Source organism: Stenotrophomonas maltophilia, assembly GCF_023518235.1.
In the GTDB taxonomy this organism is placed as follows: domain Bacteria; phylum Pseudomonadota; class Gammaproteobacteria; order Xanthomonadales; family Xanthomonadaceae; genus Stenotrophomonas.
Window position 1 is genome coordinate 3,277,913 of sequence record NZ_CP090423.1, and the last position, 16,134, is coordinate 3,294,046.

A 16,134-nucleotide genomic window follows, 5' to 3' on the forward strand; every position below is an offset into this window, starting at 1 on the left:
GGCGGCAAGCGGCACCATCAAGCCGTTGCCGCCTAAGGAACGCACGCATGTACGAGCAGGGCCCGGTCGATTTCATCGAAGTCATCCACAACGCCGTCCCCAGCGAAGTCTGCGCGGCGATCGTCGAGCGTCTGCGCGCCACGCGCGGCCTGCTGCCGGGTGCGGTAGGCAGTGGTGTGTTCCCGGAACTCAAGCACAGCAAGGATCTGCGCATCAGTGGCCTGGACGGCTGGCAGGATGTCGACCAGCAGCTGCAGATCGCGGTGTTCAACGGGCTGCTGACTTATCTACGCCGTTATCCACAGGCATTGATCGCGCCGTTGATGTTGCAGATCCAGGACAGCGACGGCCAACCGCGACGCCTGTCTGCCGAGGACTTCCCCGACATGCCGCAGCAGCAGCTGGCCGATCTGGCCCGCACCTGCCTGCGCCCGGGTGCGATCAACCTGCAGTGGTATGCGGCGGGCGAGGGCGGTTATCCGTACTGGCACTGCGAGCTGTACCCGAAGGACGCGCAGGCCGAGACCCTGCACCGGCATGTGCTGTGGACGCTGTACCTCAACGACGACTTCGACGAAGGCGAAACCGAGTTCCTGTTCCAGGGGCGGAAGATCGCACCGCGCACCGGCAGCCTGCTGATCGCACCGACCGCGTTCACTCATACCCATCGCGGCAATCGGCCGCAGGGTGGGGACAAGTTCATCGCGACGAGCTGGATCCTGTTCCAGAGTGCGCAGAAGTTGTTTGGGGGTGGGTGAGGGGCGCCGGGCACTCTGATGATCTCACCACTCACGCTGGAATCATGGAGCGGCCTCGCCAGAATCGGTGCTACCCCACGTAGCGTCCCTGCTACCCTGATCCTACGGCAGCCGCCTGCCTGGAGTTCCTTCGCTGATTAATGAATCCCCCGGTGCCCGGACGCCCTCCCATGCACCCAACTGATTCAATGCTCTCCGAATGACATTCAGATCGTAGCTGAACTCCCGCGCATTGCAGTGGTCCCTCCAGCCTGCCGGGCTATCGAGATCAAAGCGTGCGTTGATGCGAACCCGCATCAGATCGTCGGACTTCTTGAGGATCTCGACGCTACCGGAAACAGCCTTTCCGTAGCATCCAATGCTGCCAGGTCTCAAGCTGAGGCCAGTGCTGTAGACCGCCCTGCTTTCGTTACTCGGCAAATCAAGCACATCGCCTTCCGCCAGATTCGGGGGAAGGATCAACGTCAGCTTCTTGTACCTTTCGTTCTCGACTTCAGGCGCTGCGTACTCACGCAAAGCCACCACCACATTGTTTCCTTCAGTAATGCGGTGGCAGGCAAGGGCAACCTCCCTGAAGTCAGACGTATCACAACCTGCCACATCAGCGTTGGCGTTGGAAACGAAGAAGGCGCTGACCTTATGGTTGCCAGGAAGCGATGTGCACGCACTGCAGGTCAGGCCTAGAACTAGCGCAGTCAACAACTTAGTTTGCACAGGTGCACTCCCCAGGAATACTTGCTCGTTCGGTGCGAATGTTTGCCTCCCTGGCCAATTTCTCGTGGCCTCTTCCAAATGCTCCGCGCAGCCCCCAGTTTGGGTGAAGAAGCTCTGCAAGGCATCCAGACGCCAGAGAGGCGGTATACGTAGATCAAAGCACTGAAGATCGAGTCGCGCATCCGCTTCCCATGAGCGGGCCCGGCAATGAATGTGCGCATCGCCATGGACGACGTTGCCTGCCTGCGCCCAGCAACTTCCACGGCTCGCCTATGGCATCCCACTTCGCCCGTATCGTTGCGGCCGCCTGTCGGCCATGGGCAGTTGGGCGTTCCGGGAATGGAAGAACATCGGCACACCACAGAAGAAGCCACCTACGGTGAACGCTACCGCTACCCAGAGCCACTGTGCAGTCAGGATACCTGCGAGAAGCACGATCCCGACAGGTGCCAAGCTGATCAAGACAAGCGCGTAGCAGATTGCGAACTTCACGTGGCCCAAGGCCGACACAATTTCAGCTGCACACTCCCTGCAGTGGGTCCTGGTTTCCTTCTCGATATAATCATGAAAGGGGAAATTCTGACCCGGAGTACCGCAGCTTGGACACGAAAACGTAAATGGCAATCTCAACTGCGTGTCTCCTCTAGCACTATGGCCGCACCGGCCCATGCACCGGCATTGTTGTGTGCGGCATTGATTGAGGATCCGTATGCGGTGGGCAGGGCAACTTGCAGCATTCTGCTCAGAACTAGCCCTTTGGTGCCCTCCATGGTCTGATCAGGACCTTGTACATCACCCAGGCAATCCAGCCACAGACCAATCCGACCCCAGCGACAACGATCTCCTCCTCCTCCAAGGGAGATCCATTCAGCACTTGATAGACGACGAAAGCCATCGCTCTCAACGAAAGCAAAGAGAATATGGCTATAGGTGTCCAAAGTATGATCTTCATCATTCTCTCAGCTGCAATCGCACCGTTCGGTGCACCCGCCTGCTGGCCAGAGGTCGAGCATGCTCTGCGCTACCGGGGGCAGCGCCGATAGAGGACGCCGCCCGCTGCGGCAGCGGAGTTATCATCCTGATTCCAAGCATTTTGTTGAAGTATTCGCCTCTTCAAAGGTGAGTCATCGCCACCACCCGGCCTTCCCTCCCACGCACGCAGTTCGGCAATGTCCGCGCTCTTGGCCTTGATTGCACGATGGATGCTGGCAGGAACGTCGAAGTCTTCAGGCCAATCCAGAGGACTTGCAAGCCTGAAAGTCGCCTCCAGCGAAACCTCAAACCTGTTGGGCTTGACTGCATCAATGATGATCTGGCCGGAATCGGCCGTGCTGTAGCAACCACTCTTGCCTGCAAAAGCATTCACTCCTTGGCTGAAGAACGCACGTACTCCGTCATCTCCAATAGCGAGGGTTTGCCCGGCGCGGAGCACTCCAGGAAGTACGATCATCAGCTTTCAGAAGCTCGACCGATCGGCATTCCAGCTACGCTTGAATTCCCTCGCAGCGACTACGGTTTGCGCGCCATCGAAAATTCTGTGGGCTGCTCTGCGCGTACTGCCGCATGCCATGCAGATGCCCGCATGGAGCTTGTCGGCCGAAAGATCCATTCCCAGGTTCGAGCGCCCTATCAAAGGCGGCTTCCGCAAGCATGACCTTGAGCAGGGATCTCACATGGCTCGGATGGGATCGGTCCAGCGCCAGGTGATTGCCCCGCCGTTCGCTATCGCCTGTTCACGGTGAAGGCCTCCTTGTAGTGACTTATCACAAGGATCATGAGAAACGAGACCACCATTCCGATGAGATGGAACTCGATGGAATCCGGGTAGCCCTTGCAGTACTCAAACGCAGAAGTGTCGTCCACGTGATCCAGGCACTCTCTCACACGTTGGTAGAGCGAGGACGCCTTGTTGTAGAAGTAAACCATCGCTCCGACGCTGGCGGCATGTCCAACTGAGAGGACCATCTTCCGGTATTTGGTTCCAACCACACTTTTTCCCCAGGCTCTCACTGGCTTTCGCCAAGCATTCCAAGCTCGAAAGTCCTGCTGTGTGAGCGCCGGCTGCTGATGCTGATGGTCCTGGAGCTGAAGCTGCGGCCATCGCCGCAGTCGGCAACGAAGACGTAGTGCGTCGGTGCCGGGCCTGAGACAACCATCATCGTCGTGGAGAATTGCCCCCGGATCTCTCTGGCATTCAGGTGTTCACCGGTCGCCGCGGACACCAAGTGCAGCTGGCAGGTGCCCTCGCGCCCGGCCATGGCGTTGGATGCCGGCACCGCCCCTGAAACACGAATGATCATGTCACCCCCCATGGCGCTGCATCCGGGTAGCGCCAGAGCGCTCATTGCAACAAGAAGCCACTTGTCCATTCACCGCATTCCTCAGCCCGTCGCTGCAGGCAGTCCTTGAGGGATTGAGCCGCTCATCAATCCATGCCGCTGCGCGCGAGGGCGGCGCGTCCAGGGGGGGGAATGGTAGTACGGCCTTCGGCAGGTTGAATAGTGCGGAGTGCGACTCGCGGCGCGCGGCGACGTCATTCAGAGGCCGTGCTACCTCAGAACAACGACCCCTGCGGCGAATCCTTCTTCGGCGGCAACGGCTTCACGAAGCGGCTGCAATCCAGCTTCGGCCAATGGCTGTTCTGCGCATTGAATCCCAACCGCTTGCGCGCCAGCTTGAAGCGGTTGCTCAACAGCTCCGCATACACGCCCTGGCCTCGCATGCGTGTGCCGAACTGGCTGTCGTAATCCTTGCCGCCGCGCAGCTGCTGGATGGTGCTCATCACGTGCGCGGCGCGATCGGGATGATGGGTATCCAGCCAGTCGCGGAACAGCGGCGCCACTTCCAGCGGCAGGCGCAACAGCACGTAGCCGGCGGTACTTGCACCGGCGTCGTGCGCGGCCTCCAGCACGGCTTCCAGTTCGCTGTCGTTGATCCACGGAATCACCGGCGCCACCATCACGCCCACCGGAATGCCCGCCTCATGCAGGCGCTTCATCGCGCGCAGCCGCGCATGCGGCGCCGAGGCGCGCGGTTCCAGCTTCGCGGAAAGATGCGGGTCCAGCGAGGTCACCGAGAAATGCACGCTGACCAGGTTCTCCGCCGCCAACGGTGCCAGCAGATCGATATCGCGTTCGACCAGTGCGTTCTTGGTGATCAGCGAGAACGGATGCTTGGTTTCCAGCATCACTTCGATCAGTTGCCGTGTCAGCTTGAACTTGCGTTCGATCGGTTGGTACGCATCGGTGTTGATGCCCAGCGCGATCGGTTGCGGCACGTAGCCCGGCTTCGACAGTTCCTTGCGCAGCAGCTGCGGCGCGTTGGTCTTGGCAAACAGCTTGGTCTCGAAGTCCAGGCCCGGCGACAGGTTCAGATACGCATGCGAGGGGCGCGCGAAGCAGTAGGAGCAGCCATGCTCGCAGCCGCGGTACGGATTCACCGACTGGCTGAAGCCGACGTCCGGCGAATTGTTGCGGCTGATGATGCTGCGTGCGGTCTCGGCGCGCACCTCGGTGCGCAGGCGCGGGGCGAGGAACTCCTCGCTCTCGTCGACCGCCCAGCCGTCGTCCACCGCCTCGCTGACGGTGCTTTCAAAGCGCCCGGCAAGGTGGGACGTGGAACCTCGGCCCTTGATCGCAATACCCATTGCGGCAGCGTACGCCGGGGCTGTCTCAATGGCTGCGACGGCCGCCTGAAGGGTTCAGGGCAAGCCTGAGCCGAGCGTGGGCTCGGCTCTACAGTGGATGCGGGTGCCTTGTAGCGCCGAGCCCATGCTCGGCTGCACCCATCGGTCACAGCAGGGCCAGGTAGCCCCGCACCGTGGCGTCCAGCCCGTCATACAACGCCTCGCCGATCAGCGCGTGGCCGATCGACACTTCCAGCACCTCCGGCACGTGGGCCAGGAAATCGCGCAGGTTGTCCTGCGACAGGTCATGGCCGGCATTCACTCCCAGCCCCACGGCCTGCGCGCGGCGCGCTGCGGTGGCGAACAACGCCAGCATCGCAGTGGCATCACCAGCGGCATGCGCCTCGGCGTACGGGCCGGTGTACAGCTCGACGCGGTCGGCTCCCACGGCGGTCGCCTGTTCCAGCAGCGGGTTGCCGGCATCGACAAACAGGCTGACCCGGCAGCCCATCGCCTTCAGCTCGGCCACCAGCGGGCGCAGGCGCTCGCCATCGCGCTCGAAGTCGAAGCCATGGTCGGAGGTGATCTGGCCATCGCCGTCGGGCACCAGGGTGGCCTGCGCCGGGCGGGTCTGCGCGCACAACAGCAGCAGGCCGGGGTAGCCCTCGCGCGGCGGCGCGAACGGGTTGCCCTCGATGTTGAACTCGACGCCCCGCGCGCGGGTCAGCGTGGACAGGGCCAGCACGTCCTCGGCGGTGATGTGGCGGCGGTCCGGCCGCGGGTGCACGGTGATGCCATGCGCGCCGGCATCCAGGCAGGCCTGGGCGGCGCGCACCACGTCCGGTTCGGCACCGCCGCGCGAATTGCGCAGGACGGCGATCTTGTTGACGTTGACGCTGAGCTGGGTCATGGAACGGAACTACTTGGAAAGAGGGGATGGATCGTGATCGTGGTCAGTGCTGTCGCCGGCACGGCGGGCCTCGGCCTGTTCGCGCAGGCGGCGCAGCTCGTCGGCATCGATCAGGGTGGCCGGATCGCGCTGCAGGTCGCCGAACCGGGCCACGTAGCGGCCACGCACCCAGGCCAGCAGGAAGGCAAGGGCGGCCAGCAGGCACAGGGTCATCAGCCCGACGCTCGGGGTTTTCAGCGCGAAGGCGAAGCAGCCCAGCGCCAGCAACAGGTACAACCAGTACATAGTCGGGCTCCCCGGATGATCGGCGAAGTGTAGCGCTGCCTCACAGCAGCGGCGAGGCCAGGCGGGCAAATGCCTCGGGCAGGCGGTGCAGCCACAGCGAACGCCCGGCCTGGTCATGCACACGCGTGGCGCGGTCGAATTCGCTCTGCAGCAGCTCGGCCAGGGCGGCCACCCGATCACGGTCGCTGATCATCATCGAAAGTTCGAAGTTCAGGCGGAAGCTGCGGTGGTCGAAGTTGGCGCTGCCGACGATGCAGACGTCGTCATCGGCGATGAAGGCCTTGGTGTGCAGCATGCGCGGGCCGTACTCGTAGATCTTCACCCCGGCATGCAGCAGCTCGTCGAAGTAGGAGCGGGCGGCCTGGGTGACGAACCAGGAGTCGCTCATCTTCGGCACCAGCAGGCGCACGTCCAGGCCCCCCAGCGCGGCCGAGGTGAGCGCCATCCGCGCCGCCTCGCCCGGTACGAAGTAGGGCGTGACCAGCCAGACCCGTTCATGTGCTTCCTGGATGGCGGCCACGTGCAGGCGGTGGATGGTTTCCCAGCCCGAGTCCGGGCCGGAGACCAGCACCTGTGCGTTGATCGGGCCATCGGCGCGCAGCGGCATCTCGGCCGGCCACAGGCGCGCGATGTCGAAGCGCGAATGGTCCTGGCCGCTGGCGTACAGCCAGTCCTCGGCGAACACCAGCTGCAGGCTGCGCACCACGTGGCCGCGGATGCGCATGTGCAGGTCCCGGTAGGCGTCCGGTTTGCGGCTCTCGTCTTCGTCGTCGGTGATGTTGATGCCACCGGTGAAGGCAAGGCGACCATCGACGATCACCAGCTTGCGATGGGTGCGCAGGTTCAGCCACGGGCGCTTGAAAGGCTTGAGCAGTTGCCGTGGATGGAACCAGATGGCCTCGCCGCCGGCGTCCAGCAACGGTTGCAGGAAACGGCGGGGCAGGGCGGAAGAACCCACCGCGTCCAGCAGCAGGCGCACCTGCACGCCGGCGCGGGCGCGCTCGACCAGTGCGTCGCGCAAGGCGGTGCCGGCGTGGTCCGGGTTGAAGATGTAGTACTCCAGATGCACGTGGTCGCGTGCCTGCGCGATCGCCTCGAGCAGGGCCGCGTAGGTGGCGGCACCATCCACCAGCCAGGTCACTTCGGTGGCGCTGCTGGGCGCCAGCCCGGTGGTGGCCTGGGCGATCTTGGCCAGCTCGGTGCAGTCCGCATCCGGCGGGCAGACGTCGCTGTAGTGCTCCATGCCCGAGCGCGCGCGTCCGCGGCGCAGGCGCTGCCGCTTCACCTTCTGCGGGCCCAGCAGGTAGTAGATGAACAAGCCCAGATAGGGCAGCAGTGCCAGCGACAGGATCCAGCTCAGCGTGGCCACCGGCTCGCGCTTCTGCAGCATGATCCAGCCGGTCAGCGCGAGCAGGTACAGCAGATAGGCCACTGCCAGGATCGTGCCCAGATGGGCGACGCCGTCGAGCCAGTGCCGCAGGGAGTCGAAGAGGGCGAGCATCCGCCGATCATAGCGGGCTCGGCTCTACGGATCGTGGCAGGTACAAAAAAAGACGCCCCTGTTTCCAGGGGCGTCTGCAGTCGCGTCATGACTGTTGTGTTGCGGTGTAGCGATTACTGCTGCACAAAACCGATCTTCTTCATCTGAGCGTTCTTCGCGGCGGCCAGAACCTTGGCCATCACGTCGTACTCCGAATCCGGGCTGGCGTCGATGCGCAGTTCCGGCTGGTTGGTCGGGTCACGCTGGACCTCCTGCTCCATCCGCTGCTGCAGCTCGCTGGTATTGATCGGGCTGTTGTTCCACGAGACCTGGTTGCTGGCGTCGATCTTCAGTTCGATCGGCGGCGGCGGTTCGACCAGCTGCGGCGGTGGGTTGAGCACGCGCTGCGGCAGGTCCACGGCGATCGGGTACGTCATGATCGGCGCGGTCACGATGAAGATGATCAGCAGAACCAGCATCACGTCCACGAGGGGCGTGACGTTGATGTCTGCCATGGGGCCCTTGCCACCACCACTACTGAATGCCATGGCTTATTGCCCCTTTTCTTTGGTCGCGACGAAGCCGACGTCCAACATGCCCTGTTCCTGCGCGACCTTGGTCAGGTCGTTGATGACACGCATCTTGGTGGTGCGGTCACCACGCAGGTTCAGCGGCGGCTGCGGGGTCTGCTGGGCGGCGGTCGCCAAGCGCGACTCGAGAGTCTGCTTGTTGATTTCTTCGTCGTTCCAGTAGATCGAGCCGTCTTCCTTGACTGCCAGGGTGATCGGTCCGGAACGCTTTTCAGCGTCTTCCGGCTTCTGGATCAGGTTGGCTTCGGGCAGATCCACCTTGACCTTGTGGGACATCAGGGGCGCCGTGATGATGAAGATGATCAGCAGCACCAGCATCACGTCCACGAGGGGCGTAACGTTGATGTCGGCCATGGGGCCGCCGCTGTTACCACTACTGAAAGCCATAACGGGCTCCGTCTAGATCTTGGTGACTACTTACGTTCGTCGCTGGGTAACGCGCGCCGCAATTAGCGGACGCGCGAGCCGGTGGCGAAGAAGTCGTGCAGGTCGTGCGCGAAGGTATCGAACTTGCTGATGGTCGCGCTGTTGATCTTGCTGAAGAAGTTGAAGGCGAACACGGCCGGGATCGCGACGAACAGACCGATCGCGGTCATGATCAGCGCTTCACCCACCGGGCCGGCAACGGCGTCGATCGAAGCGGAGCCGGTGGCACCGATCTTGATCAGCGCGCCGTAGATGCCCCACACGGTACCCAGCAGACCGACGAACGGAGCGGTCGCGCCGACGGTAGCCAGCAGGGTCATGCCCGACTGCAGCTTGTTGCTTTCGCGGGTGACGGCCTGGCGCAGAGCGCGGTCGACGAACTCCGAACGGCTCAGGTTCTCACCGACGCCGCCGGTGGCGCCGCCTTCAGCGCGCTGGTGGTGGGCAGCAGCCTGCGCAGCGTCCAGGGCGATCTTCGAGAACGGCTCCGAAGCCGGCTGCTCTTCCATCGCACGGATGGCGTCCTGCGCGTTCGGGGTGTCCCAGAACAGGCTGACGACGCGATCAGCGGCGCTCTTCAGGCGGGTGGCGCGGAAGATGTTGATGACGGTCCAGTACCAGGACATGGCCGACATCGCGATCAGGGTCAGCAGCACGACCCAGGAAACCGCGAAATCACCCGGCTTGGTGGTCATTTCGTGGATCAGGTGCTCGAAGCCCATCTGCGACAGGGCGTTGGACGGATTGCCCCCGGCAGCAGCGGCGATGAAAATTTCCTGCAGCATGACGCTTACCTTTGTTGTGTGTGGTGATAAAGGGTGTAGCTAAGCTAAACAATCGAACCGGAGCGGGGGTGGCCGGGCGGCCACCCGGACGCATCAGTTCAGCGCAAAGTTGACCGGGACGCGAACGCGACCTGCCGCCTTCTTACCGCCAGATTCAGCGGCGTTGAAGCGCCACTTGCGAGCTGCTTCCATGGCAGCACGGTCCAGGTCGCGGTTACGGCTGGACTTTTCCACCGTGACATTGGTGACGTTGCCGTTGGCATCGACATCAATGATCAGGATCACTTCGCCCTGGATACCAGCGCGGAAGGCTGCCGGCGGGTAGCGCGGCGGATTCATGGCCTTCGACGAGATGTCCACGCTGGCCTCGATCGAGGTCGCCGGTGCCGGCGGCGCCGGAGGCGACGGCGGGGTGACGATATCGTTCGGGCGCGGTTCCGGCACGTCCACGACCGGCGCCTGCGGCGGCGGCGGGACCGGCGACGGCTTCGGCGGCGACAGATTCTTCACCGGCGGCGGCGGAGTATCGGTCGGCGGCGGCGGCGGCGGCGGCGGGGGCGGCGGCGGCGGTGCATCCACGATGGTCACCATGACGTTGCGCTCCTTCTCCGCGACGGCCTTGGGAGCCACGGCGGGGATGAGGAGCATCATGAAGGCGGCCAGATGCAGGGCAATTACAAACGCGATGCCGACGATGCGAGGCCAGCTCAGCCCCTTGTCATCGGGTTGTTCGTACCGGTGAACGACTAGTTGTTCCGTCATGCGCCAAGAGCTCAATAGTGGGGCCGGGATGCCGGGGGCGGAATCCCTGATCAGCGGTGCATGACACCGCAGGAACCTCCAAGCTTATACCAATCCTGAGCGCCTGCGCATCAACTGAGCAGGCGTTCAGGCGTTATTCCTACTTACTTCAGGTTGATGATTTTTTTGGCATCAGCCTGGTTCTTCACGCCCTTCGCCAGCGCCTGCTGGGCGGCCTGCTTGGCCTCGGGGACGCGACCTTCGGCATGCAGGACGCGTGCCAGGTTCAGGTAGGTCTCACCGTCCTTGGACAGCGGGGCAGCCTTCTGCCACGCCTCGATCGCCTGCGGTACCTGGTCGGAGTAGTAGTAGGACTGGGCCAGCGCCAGGTAGACCTGGTAATCCGGCTTCAGGATGCCCTTCTGCAACCCTTCGTTGATGACCGCGATGACGTCCTTTTCCTTGTTCTCGGTGTTGGCATAGATCGAGTACAGCTGCTTGTACTCGCGCTCTTCGGTGAGCTGGCCGCTGCTGCGCAGCTTGTCCATCACCGCGGCAGCCTTGGGCATCTGGTCGGCCTGCATGTACATGTTGGCCAGGTTCAGCTGCGCCTTCTTGTCGTTCGGGTTCTTCGCCGCCAGTGCTTCGGCGGTCTTCAGCGCCTCACCGGTCTGGCCGGACTCGGACAGCGCCGCCATCAGCAGCTGGTTCCAGCTGTCCTTCGGCTCGGTGGCGCCGGCAATGGCCTGCTGCAGCACCGGCACCGCTTCCTGGTAGCGCTCCAGCTGGTACAGGGCCTGGCCCTTGGCAACCAGTTCTTCCGGCTTGGTCGACTTGCTCTCGGCGAAGTACTTGTCCAGGGTGGCCAGGCCTTCGGCGGTCTGGTCTTCCTGCAGCTGCAGCTGGCCCAGCATCAGCATCGACTGGAAGTGGCCGTTGTTGTCCAGGCCATTGAACTGCAGCACCTGCTTCAGGTAGGCGACCGCACCCGGGGTATCGTCGGTCTGGTAGGCGGCCTGCGAGGCCAGCTGCGCGGCCAGCGACTTGTCGTACTCGTTCGCGGCGCTGTCAGCCAGGATCGCGTCAGCCTGCGTACGCGTCTCCGGGAACTTTTCGTTGTTGTAGCTGTCGATCATTTTCTGCAGCTTGCTGCCCATCTTGGCCGAGGCCTTGACGGTCGGCTCCTGGCGGGTCGCGTTCGGGTAGAGCACTTCGGCCTTGGCCTGCTTGCTGCTGCCGCCGCGGTTGCTACGGTCGGAGGAGCGCGAGGACTGCGCGAAGGCATCGGTGACCACGGCGCCGGTCAGGGCGGTCGCGACGAGGACGGAAAGCACAGCTTTGTGGTTACGGAAAATCATCGTTCACCTCGATCGAACCGCCGGATAGCGGCAAAGTCGGACTGTCAGAAAAATCTGAGCCGCCAAACGTATCAGAAACAGATGGCGTGAGAAATCGTTTTATGTGCTGCACTACAGCATGAAACTGCGCACTCATCCGCACTTTGGCCGCAGTCCGGCCGCCTGCGCCTGCTGGTAGACCGGGGTCAGGCCCGGCGCATCACGGCGCAGTTCCTGGATCCGGTTGGCCGGATCGGGGTGGGTGGACAGCCATTGCGGGCTGCGGCCACCGCTGGCGGCCATCATGTTCTGCCACAGATCCACGGCCTGGGCGGGGTTGAAACCGGCTTGGGCCATCAATCGCTGGCCGATCACGTCGGCCTCGCTCTCCTGGGTCCGCGAGCCAGGCAGCAGGAAGGCGGTCTGCGCGCCCATCCCACCAAGCTGGTTGACGGTGCTGGCGGCGCCCTCGCCGTAGGCGGCACCGGCCAGCGCGCCGAGCACGGCCAGGCCGGTCTGTGCGCCCATCTGGCGGGTGATGCGCTCTTCATGGTGGCGGGCGATGACGTGGCCGATCTCATGGCCGATCACGGCAGCCAGCTGGTCCTGATTCTTGGCCACGGTGAAGATGCCGGTGTTCACACCGACCTTGCCGCCGGGCAGGGCGAAGGCATTGGGTTCCTTGTCCACGAACACCGCCGTCTCCCACCGTACGCCCCGGTATTGAGGCGGCAACTGTGCGACCAGGGCATTGACCACGCACTGCACGTAGCCGTTCTGGCGGCCATCGGTGCTGATCTTTTCCTTCTGCTTGGTTTCAGCGAACGCCTGCGCGCCCAGCTGGTCCAGCTGCGCCTGCGATACGCCGCCCACCATCTGCCGGCGTCCGGTGGGGGACGTGGTCGTTGCGCAGGCGCTGACCAGCGTGGTGATGACAAGGGCCAACAGCAGTTGCTTCATGGAAAGATCCCCCGTGTTCATGTGCGCAGTGTCCAACGTAGCGGCTTAATCTTTCGTCAAGCGGACACGGCGTTACGTTGACCCCAGGAACACCATCGCGGCAAGTGCGACGGCATTGTTCAGCGCATGCGCCACGATGGCCGCCCACAGCGTACCGGTGCGGCGATACAGCCAGCAGAAGGCCGCACCCATGCCGCCGTAGACCAGCCACAACTGCGCCATGCCCAGCCAGGAATTCTTGCTCACGCCCGGCACTTCGTGGACCAGGGCGAAGGCCAGGCTGCTGAGGATGAGCCCCAGCCACGGTCGACCGGCCTGCCACAGGCGCCCGAACAGGACGCGGCGGAACAGCAGTTCCTCGTAGGCCGGCGCCAGCACCACGGCAAACAGCACCAGGAACAGCGGGAAACGCGCGATCGCGCTCTGCATCAGTTCCACGTTGGTCGGCACCGGTTCGATGCCGAACTGCCGGGCCAGGAAGGCGATGCCGTTGCTGCCCAGCACGATCAGGGTGGCCACCAGCAGGGTCCAGCCCCAGGTCGACGGCCGCCGCAGTGCCTGTCGCGATGCCAGGCGTTCGGCCGCGTTGGCCGGACGGCGCCAGAAGTACAGCAGCAGCGCCGCGCCGCCGGTGGCGATCAATGCCATCAGGATCTGCGCCAGCGCGCCGGGCTGGCCGACGGCCGTGGTGGCTGCGGCTGCGGTCATCGCACCGCCGTTGGCCTCGGCATTGGCATAACCGACCACGATGGCCCGGTAGAAGCCCCAGAACAGGCCGGTCACCATGCTCAGGCCGATCAGCGCCACGGCGGCGATGCCGAGATCGATGAAGAAACCTGCCAGCGGTGGCACGGCGCGCGGGGCGGCAGAGGCCGGGGGTACCGGCGGCGGGGCGGAGACCGGGGCGGAAGCGGACATCAGGTACCTGTGTTCAAGGATGAAGGCCGGCGCACCTCCCCGTGCACCGGCCATGCCCGATTGTGTCAGATATCCAGGTTGGCGACCTTCAGCGCATTGTCTTCGATGAAATCACGACGCGGTTCGACGACATCACCCATCAGCGTGCTGAAGATCTGATCAGCGGCCACCGCATCTTCGATGCGCACCTGCAGCAGGCGGCGGGTCTCCGGATTGACCGTGGTGTCCCACAGCTGCTCGGGGTTCATTTCACCCAGGCCCTTGAAGCGCTGGATCTGGCGGCCACGCTTGGCTTCCTCCAGCAACCAGTTCTGCGCCTTGGCGAAGGTATCGACTTCGATCGACTTGGCGCCACGGGAGATGGTGGCGCCTTCGCGCACCAGGCCGTGCAGCAGTTTGGAGGCCTGGTGGATCGCACGCAGTTCACCGCTTTCGAACGCCGACATCGGCAGCACCTGGATGTGCTGTTCGCCCATGTGGCGACGGGTCACCAGCACAGCGGCCGGGCGCTCGTCGTTGGGTTCCTGCAGTTCCAGGCTGAAGCGCGGGCTGCCCAGGCTGCCCTGGTTCAGACGCTTGGCCAGCGCATCCAGGCCTTCGCCTTCGCCGGCAGTACGCAGGCTGTCCAGGTCCATCGGCACGAAATCGACCAGCGCTTCGAGCAGGTTGCGGTCGTAGCGGTGCGCGTTGCGTTCGATCGAATCCAGCGCAGCGGCGTAGGCCAGCAGCAGCTTCTCCAGGGCCAGGCCTTCGATGCCCGGCTCGCCGGTGGCCGGCACCAGCGCAGCGTTTTCCACTGCGCTGCTGGCCAGGTAGCTGTCCAGCGCCGGGTCGTCCTTCAGATACAGCTCCTGCTTGCCCTGCTTGATCTTGTACAGCGGCGGCAGGCCGATGTAGACGTAACCGCGCTCGATCAGCTCCGGCATCTGACGGTAGAAGAACGTCAGCAGCAGGGTGCGGATGTGGGCGCCGTCGACGTCGGCGTCGGTCATGATGATGATCTTGTGGTAGCGCAGCTTGTCCGGGTTGTACTCGTCGCGGCCGATGCCGGTACCCAGTGCGGTGATCAGCGTACCGACCTGGTCGGAGGACAGCATGCGGTCAAAGCGCGCGCGTTCCACATTGAGGATCTTGCCGCGCAGCGGCAGCACCGCCTGGTTCTTGCGGTTGCGGCCCTGCTTGGCCGAGCCACCTGCCGAGTCACCCTCGACGATGAACAGTTCGGACAGCGCCGGATCCTTTTCCTGGCAGTCGGCCAGCTTGCCCGGCAGGCCAGCGATATCCAGCGCGCCCTTGCGGCGGGTCAGATCGCGGGCCTTGCGCGCGGCTTCACGCGCACGCGCGGCATCGACGATCTTGCCGGCGATGGCCTTGGCTTCGTTCGGGTTCTCCTGCAGGAACTCTTCCAGGCGCGCACCGAAGGCGTTTTCCACGGCCGGGCGCACGTCCGAACTGACCAGCTTTTCCTTGGTCTGGCTGGAGAAGCTCGGGTCCGGCACCTTCACCGACAGCACCGCGATCATGCCTTCGCGCATGTCGTCGCCGGTCAGGTTGATCTTGGCCTGCTTGGCGATGCCGTTCTGTTCGATGTAGTTGTTGAGCACGCGGGTCAGCGCGCCGCGGAAACCGGCCAGGTGGGTACCGCCGTCCTTCTGCGGAATGTTGTTGGTGAAGCAGTACATCGTCTCCTGGTAGGAGTCGGTCCACTGCAGCGCCACGTCCACCACGATGCCGTTGTGCTCGCCGGTGACCGAGATGACGTTCGGGTGCAGCGGGGTCTTCAGCTGCGCCAGATGCTCCACGAAGCTGCGGATGCCGCCTTCGTAATGGAAGTCATCGCGACGGCCATCGCCGCGCTCGTCGGTCAGGACGATCTTGACCCCGGAGTTCAGGAACGACAGTTCGCGCAAACGACGGGCCAGGATGTCGTAGTGGTATTCCACGTTGTCGTGGAAGGCCACGGTGGACGGCCAGAAGCGCACGGTGGTGCCGCGCTTGGTGGTGGCTTCCAGCTTGGCCAGCGCGGTCACTGCGGCGCCATTGCTGAATTCCTGCTGGTAGTGGAACCCGTTCTGGAACACGTCCACCAGCAGCTTCTGCGACAGCGCGTTGACCACGCTGACGCCGACGCCGTGCAGGCCGCCGGAAACCTTGTAGCTGTTATCGTCGAACTTGCCGCCTGCGTGCAGGACGGTCATGACCACCTCGGCGGCGGACACTTCGCGGCCGAGCTTGGCGCTCATCTGCTCGTGCTTGCCGGTCGGGATACCGCGGCCGTTGTCGGACACCGAAACCGAGCCGTCGGCGTGGATCGTCACCGCCACATGGTCGGCATGGCCAGCCAGCGCTTCGTCGATCGAGTTGTCGACGACCTCGAACACCATGTGGTGCAGACCGGTGCCGTCATGCACATCACCGATGTACATGCCGGGACGCTTGCGGACAGCCTCCAGGCCTTCCAGGGCGGTAATGCTGTTGGCGTCGTAATTGCCGTTGTTTGCCGGGGTGTTCTGTTCGTCGCTCATTGCGCTTGCCGTAGGCTCCGCAGGTCGGCCACCACTGCGAGCGGTGCGCCGAGAATGAAAGGATTCCAACCCGAATTATA

16 protein-coding genes are annotated in these 16,134 nt (G+C 63.8%); 1 reads left to right on the plus strand and 15 read right to left on the minus strand.

Annotation, left to right across the window (positions count from 1 at the left end; all coding sequences use genetic code 11):
• The first annotated feature begins 47 nt into the window (after positions 1–47).
• Positions 48–758 carry a 2OG-Fe(II) oxygenase gene (locus LZ605_RS15375; RefSeq protein WP_249842370.1) on the plus strand — a complete coding sequence of 237 codons (711 nt, stop codon included), beginning with the start codon at positions 48–50 and terminating at the stop codon, positions 756–758.
• A 102-nt stretch (positions 759–860) separates the two neighbouring features.
• Here LZ605_RS15375 and LZ605_RS15380 read toward each other — a convergent pair whose 3' ends face one another.
• The 15 genes from LZ605_RS15380 to gyrB form a co-directional block, all read right to left on the minus strand.
• Positions 861–1,472 carry a hypothetical protein gene (locus tag LZ605_RS15380; protein WP_249842371.1) on the minus strand — a complete coding sequence of 204 codons (612 nt, stop codon included), beginning with the start codon at positions 1,470–1,472 and terminating at the stop codon, positions 861–863.
• Between the two features lie 1,021 nt (positions 1,473–2,493).
• Positions 2,494–2,922 carry a hypothetical protein gene (locus LZ605_RS15385; RefSeq protein ID WP_249842372.1) on the minus strand — a complete coding sequence of 143 codons (429 nt, stop codon included), beginning with the start codon at positions 2,920–2,922 and terminating at the stop codon, positions 2,494–2,496.
• A 556-nt stretch (positions 2,923–3,478) separates the two neighbouring features.
• Entirely contained in the window at positions 3,479–3,841 is a 363-nt protein-coding gene (locus LZ605_RS15390) for a hypothetical protein (protein WP_249842373.1), read from the minus strand.
• Positions 3,842–4,026: 185 nt separating this feature from the next.
• On the minus strand, positions 4,027–5,118 hold the full coding sequence (locus tag LZ605_RS15395) for a PA0069 family radical SAM protein (RefSeq protein ID WP_107231317.1): 1,092 nt from the start codon (positions 5,116–5,118) through the stop codon (positions 4,027–4,029).
• Between the two features lie 145 nt (positions 5,119–5,263).
• Complete coding sequence (locus LZ605_RS15400; RefSeq protein ID WP_249842374.1) at positions 5,264–6,007, minus strand: pyridoxine 5'-phosphate synthase; 744 nt, start codon at positions 6,005–6,007, stop codon at positions 5,264–5,266.
• Between the two features lie 9 nt (positions 6,008–6,016).
• Positions 6,017–6,292, minus strand: a complete 276-nt coding sequence (locus LZ605_RS15405) for a hypothetical protein (protein ID WP_249842375.1) — start codon at positions 6,290–6,292, stop codon at positions 6,017–6,019.
• Positions 6,293–6,332: 40 nt separating this feature from the next.
• On the minus strand, positions 6,333–7,793 hold the full coding sequence (gene cls, locus LZ605_RS15410) for a cardiolipin synthase (RefSeq protein ID WP_107231314.1): 1,461 nt from the start codon (positions 7,791–7,793) through the stop codon (positions 6,333–6,335).
• 113 nt (positions 7,794–7,906) lie between these two features.
• Complete coding sequence (locus tag LZ605_RS15415; RefSeq protein ID WP_005411740.1) at positions 7,907–8,320, minus strand: ExbD/TolR family protein; 414 nt, start codon at positions 8,318–8,320, stop codon at positions 7,907–7,909.
• 3 nt (positions 8,321–8,323) lie between these two features.
• Positions 8,324–8,749, minus strand: a complete 426-nt coding sequence (locus tag LZ605_RS15420; protein WP_005411739.1) for an ExbD/TolR family protein — start codon at positions 8,747–8,749, stop codon at positions 8,324–8,326.
• A gap of 62 nt (positions 8,750–8,811) precedes the next feature.
• Positions 8,812–9,573, minus strand: coding sequence for a TonB-system energizer ExbB (gene exbB, locus LZ605_RS15425; protein ID WP_005411738.1), 762 nt, complete (start codon positions 9,571–9,573; stop codon positions 8,812–8,814).
• Positions 9,574–9,666: 93 nt separating this feature from the next.
• Complete coding sequence (locus LZ605_RS15430; RefSeq protein WP_097048099.1) at positions 9,667–10,335, minus strand: energy transducer TonB; 669 nt, start codon at positions 10,333–10,335, stop codon at positions 9,667–9,669.
• A gap of 143 nt (positions 10,336–10,478) precedes the next feature.
• Entirely contained in the window at positions 10,479–11,672 is a 1,194-nt protein-coding gene (locus LZ605_RS15435) for a tetratricopeptide repeat protein (protein WP_249842376.1), read from the minus strand.
• A 132-nt stretch (positions 11,673–11,804) separates the two neighbouring features.
• A complete protein-coding gene (locus LZ605_RS15440; RefSeq protein ID WP_032128510.1) occupies positions 11,805–12,611 on the minus strand; it encodes a M48 family metallopeptidase in 807 nt (268 codons plus the stop codon).
• A gap of 72 nt (positions 12,612–12,683) precedes the next feature.
• Positions 12,684–13,529, minus strand: a complete 846-nt coding sequence (locus LZ605_RS15445) for a CPBP family intramembrane glutamic endopeptidase (RefSeq protein ID WP_249842377.1) — start codon at positions 13,527–13,529, stop codon at positions 12,684–12,686.
• A 65-nt stretch (positions 13,530–13,594) separates the two neighbouring features.
• Positions 13,595–16,054: a DNA topoisomerase (ATP-hydrolyzing) subunit B gene (gene gyrB / locus LZ605_RS15450; RefSeq protein WP_249842378.1), complete on the minus strand. Its 2,460-nt coding sequence runs from the start codon at positions 16,052–16,054 to the stop codon at positions 13,595–13,597.
• Positions 16,055–16,134: the final 80 nt, after the last annotated feature.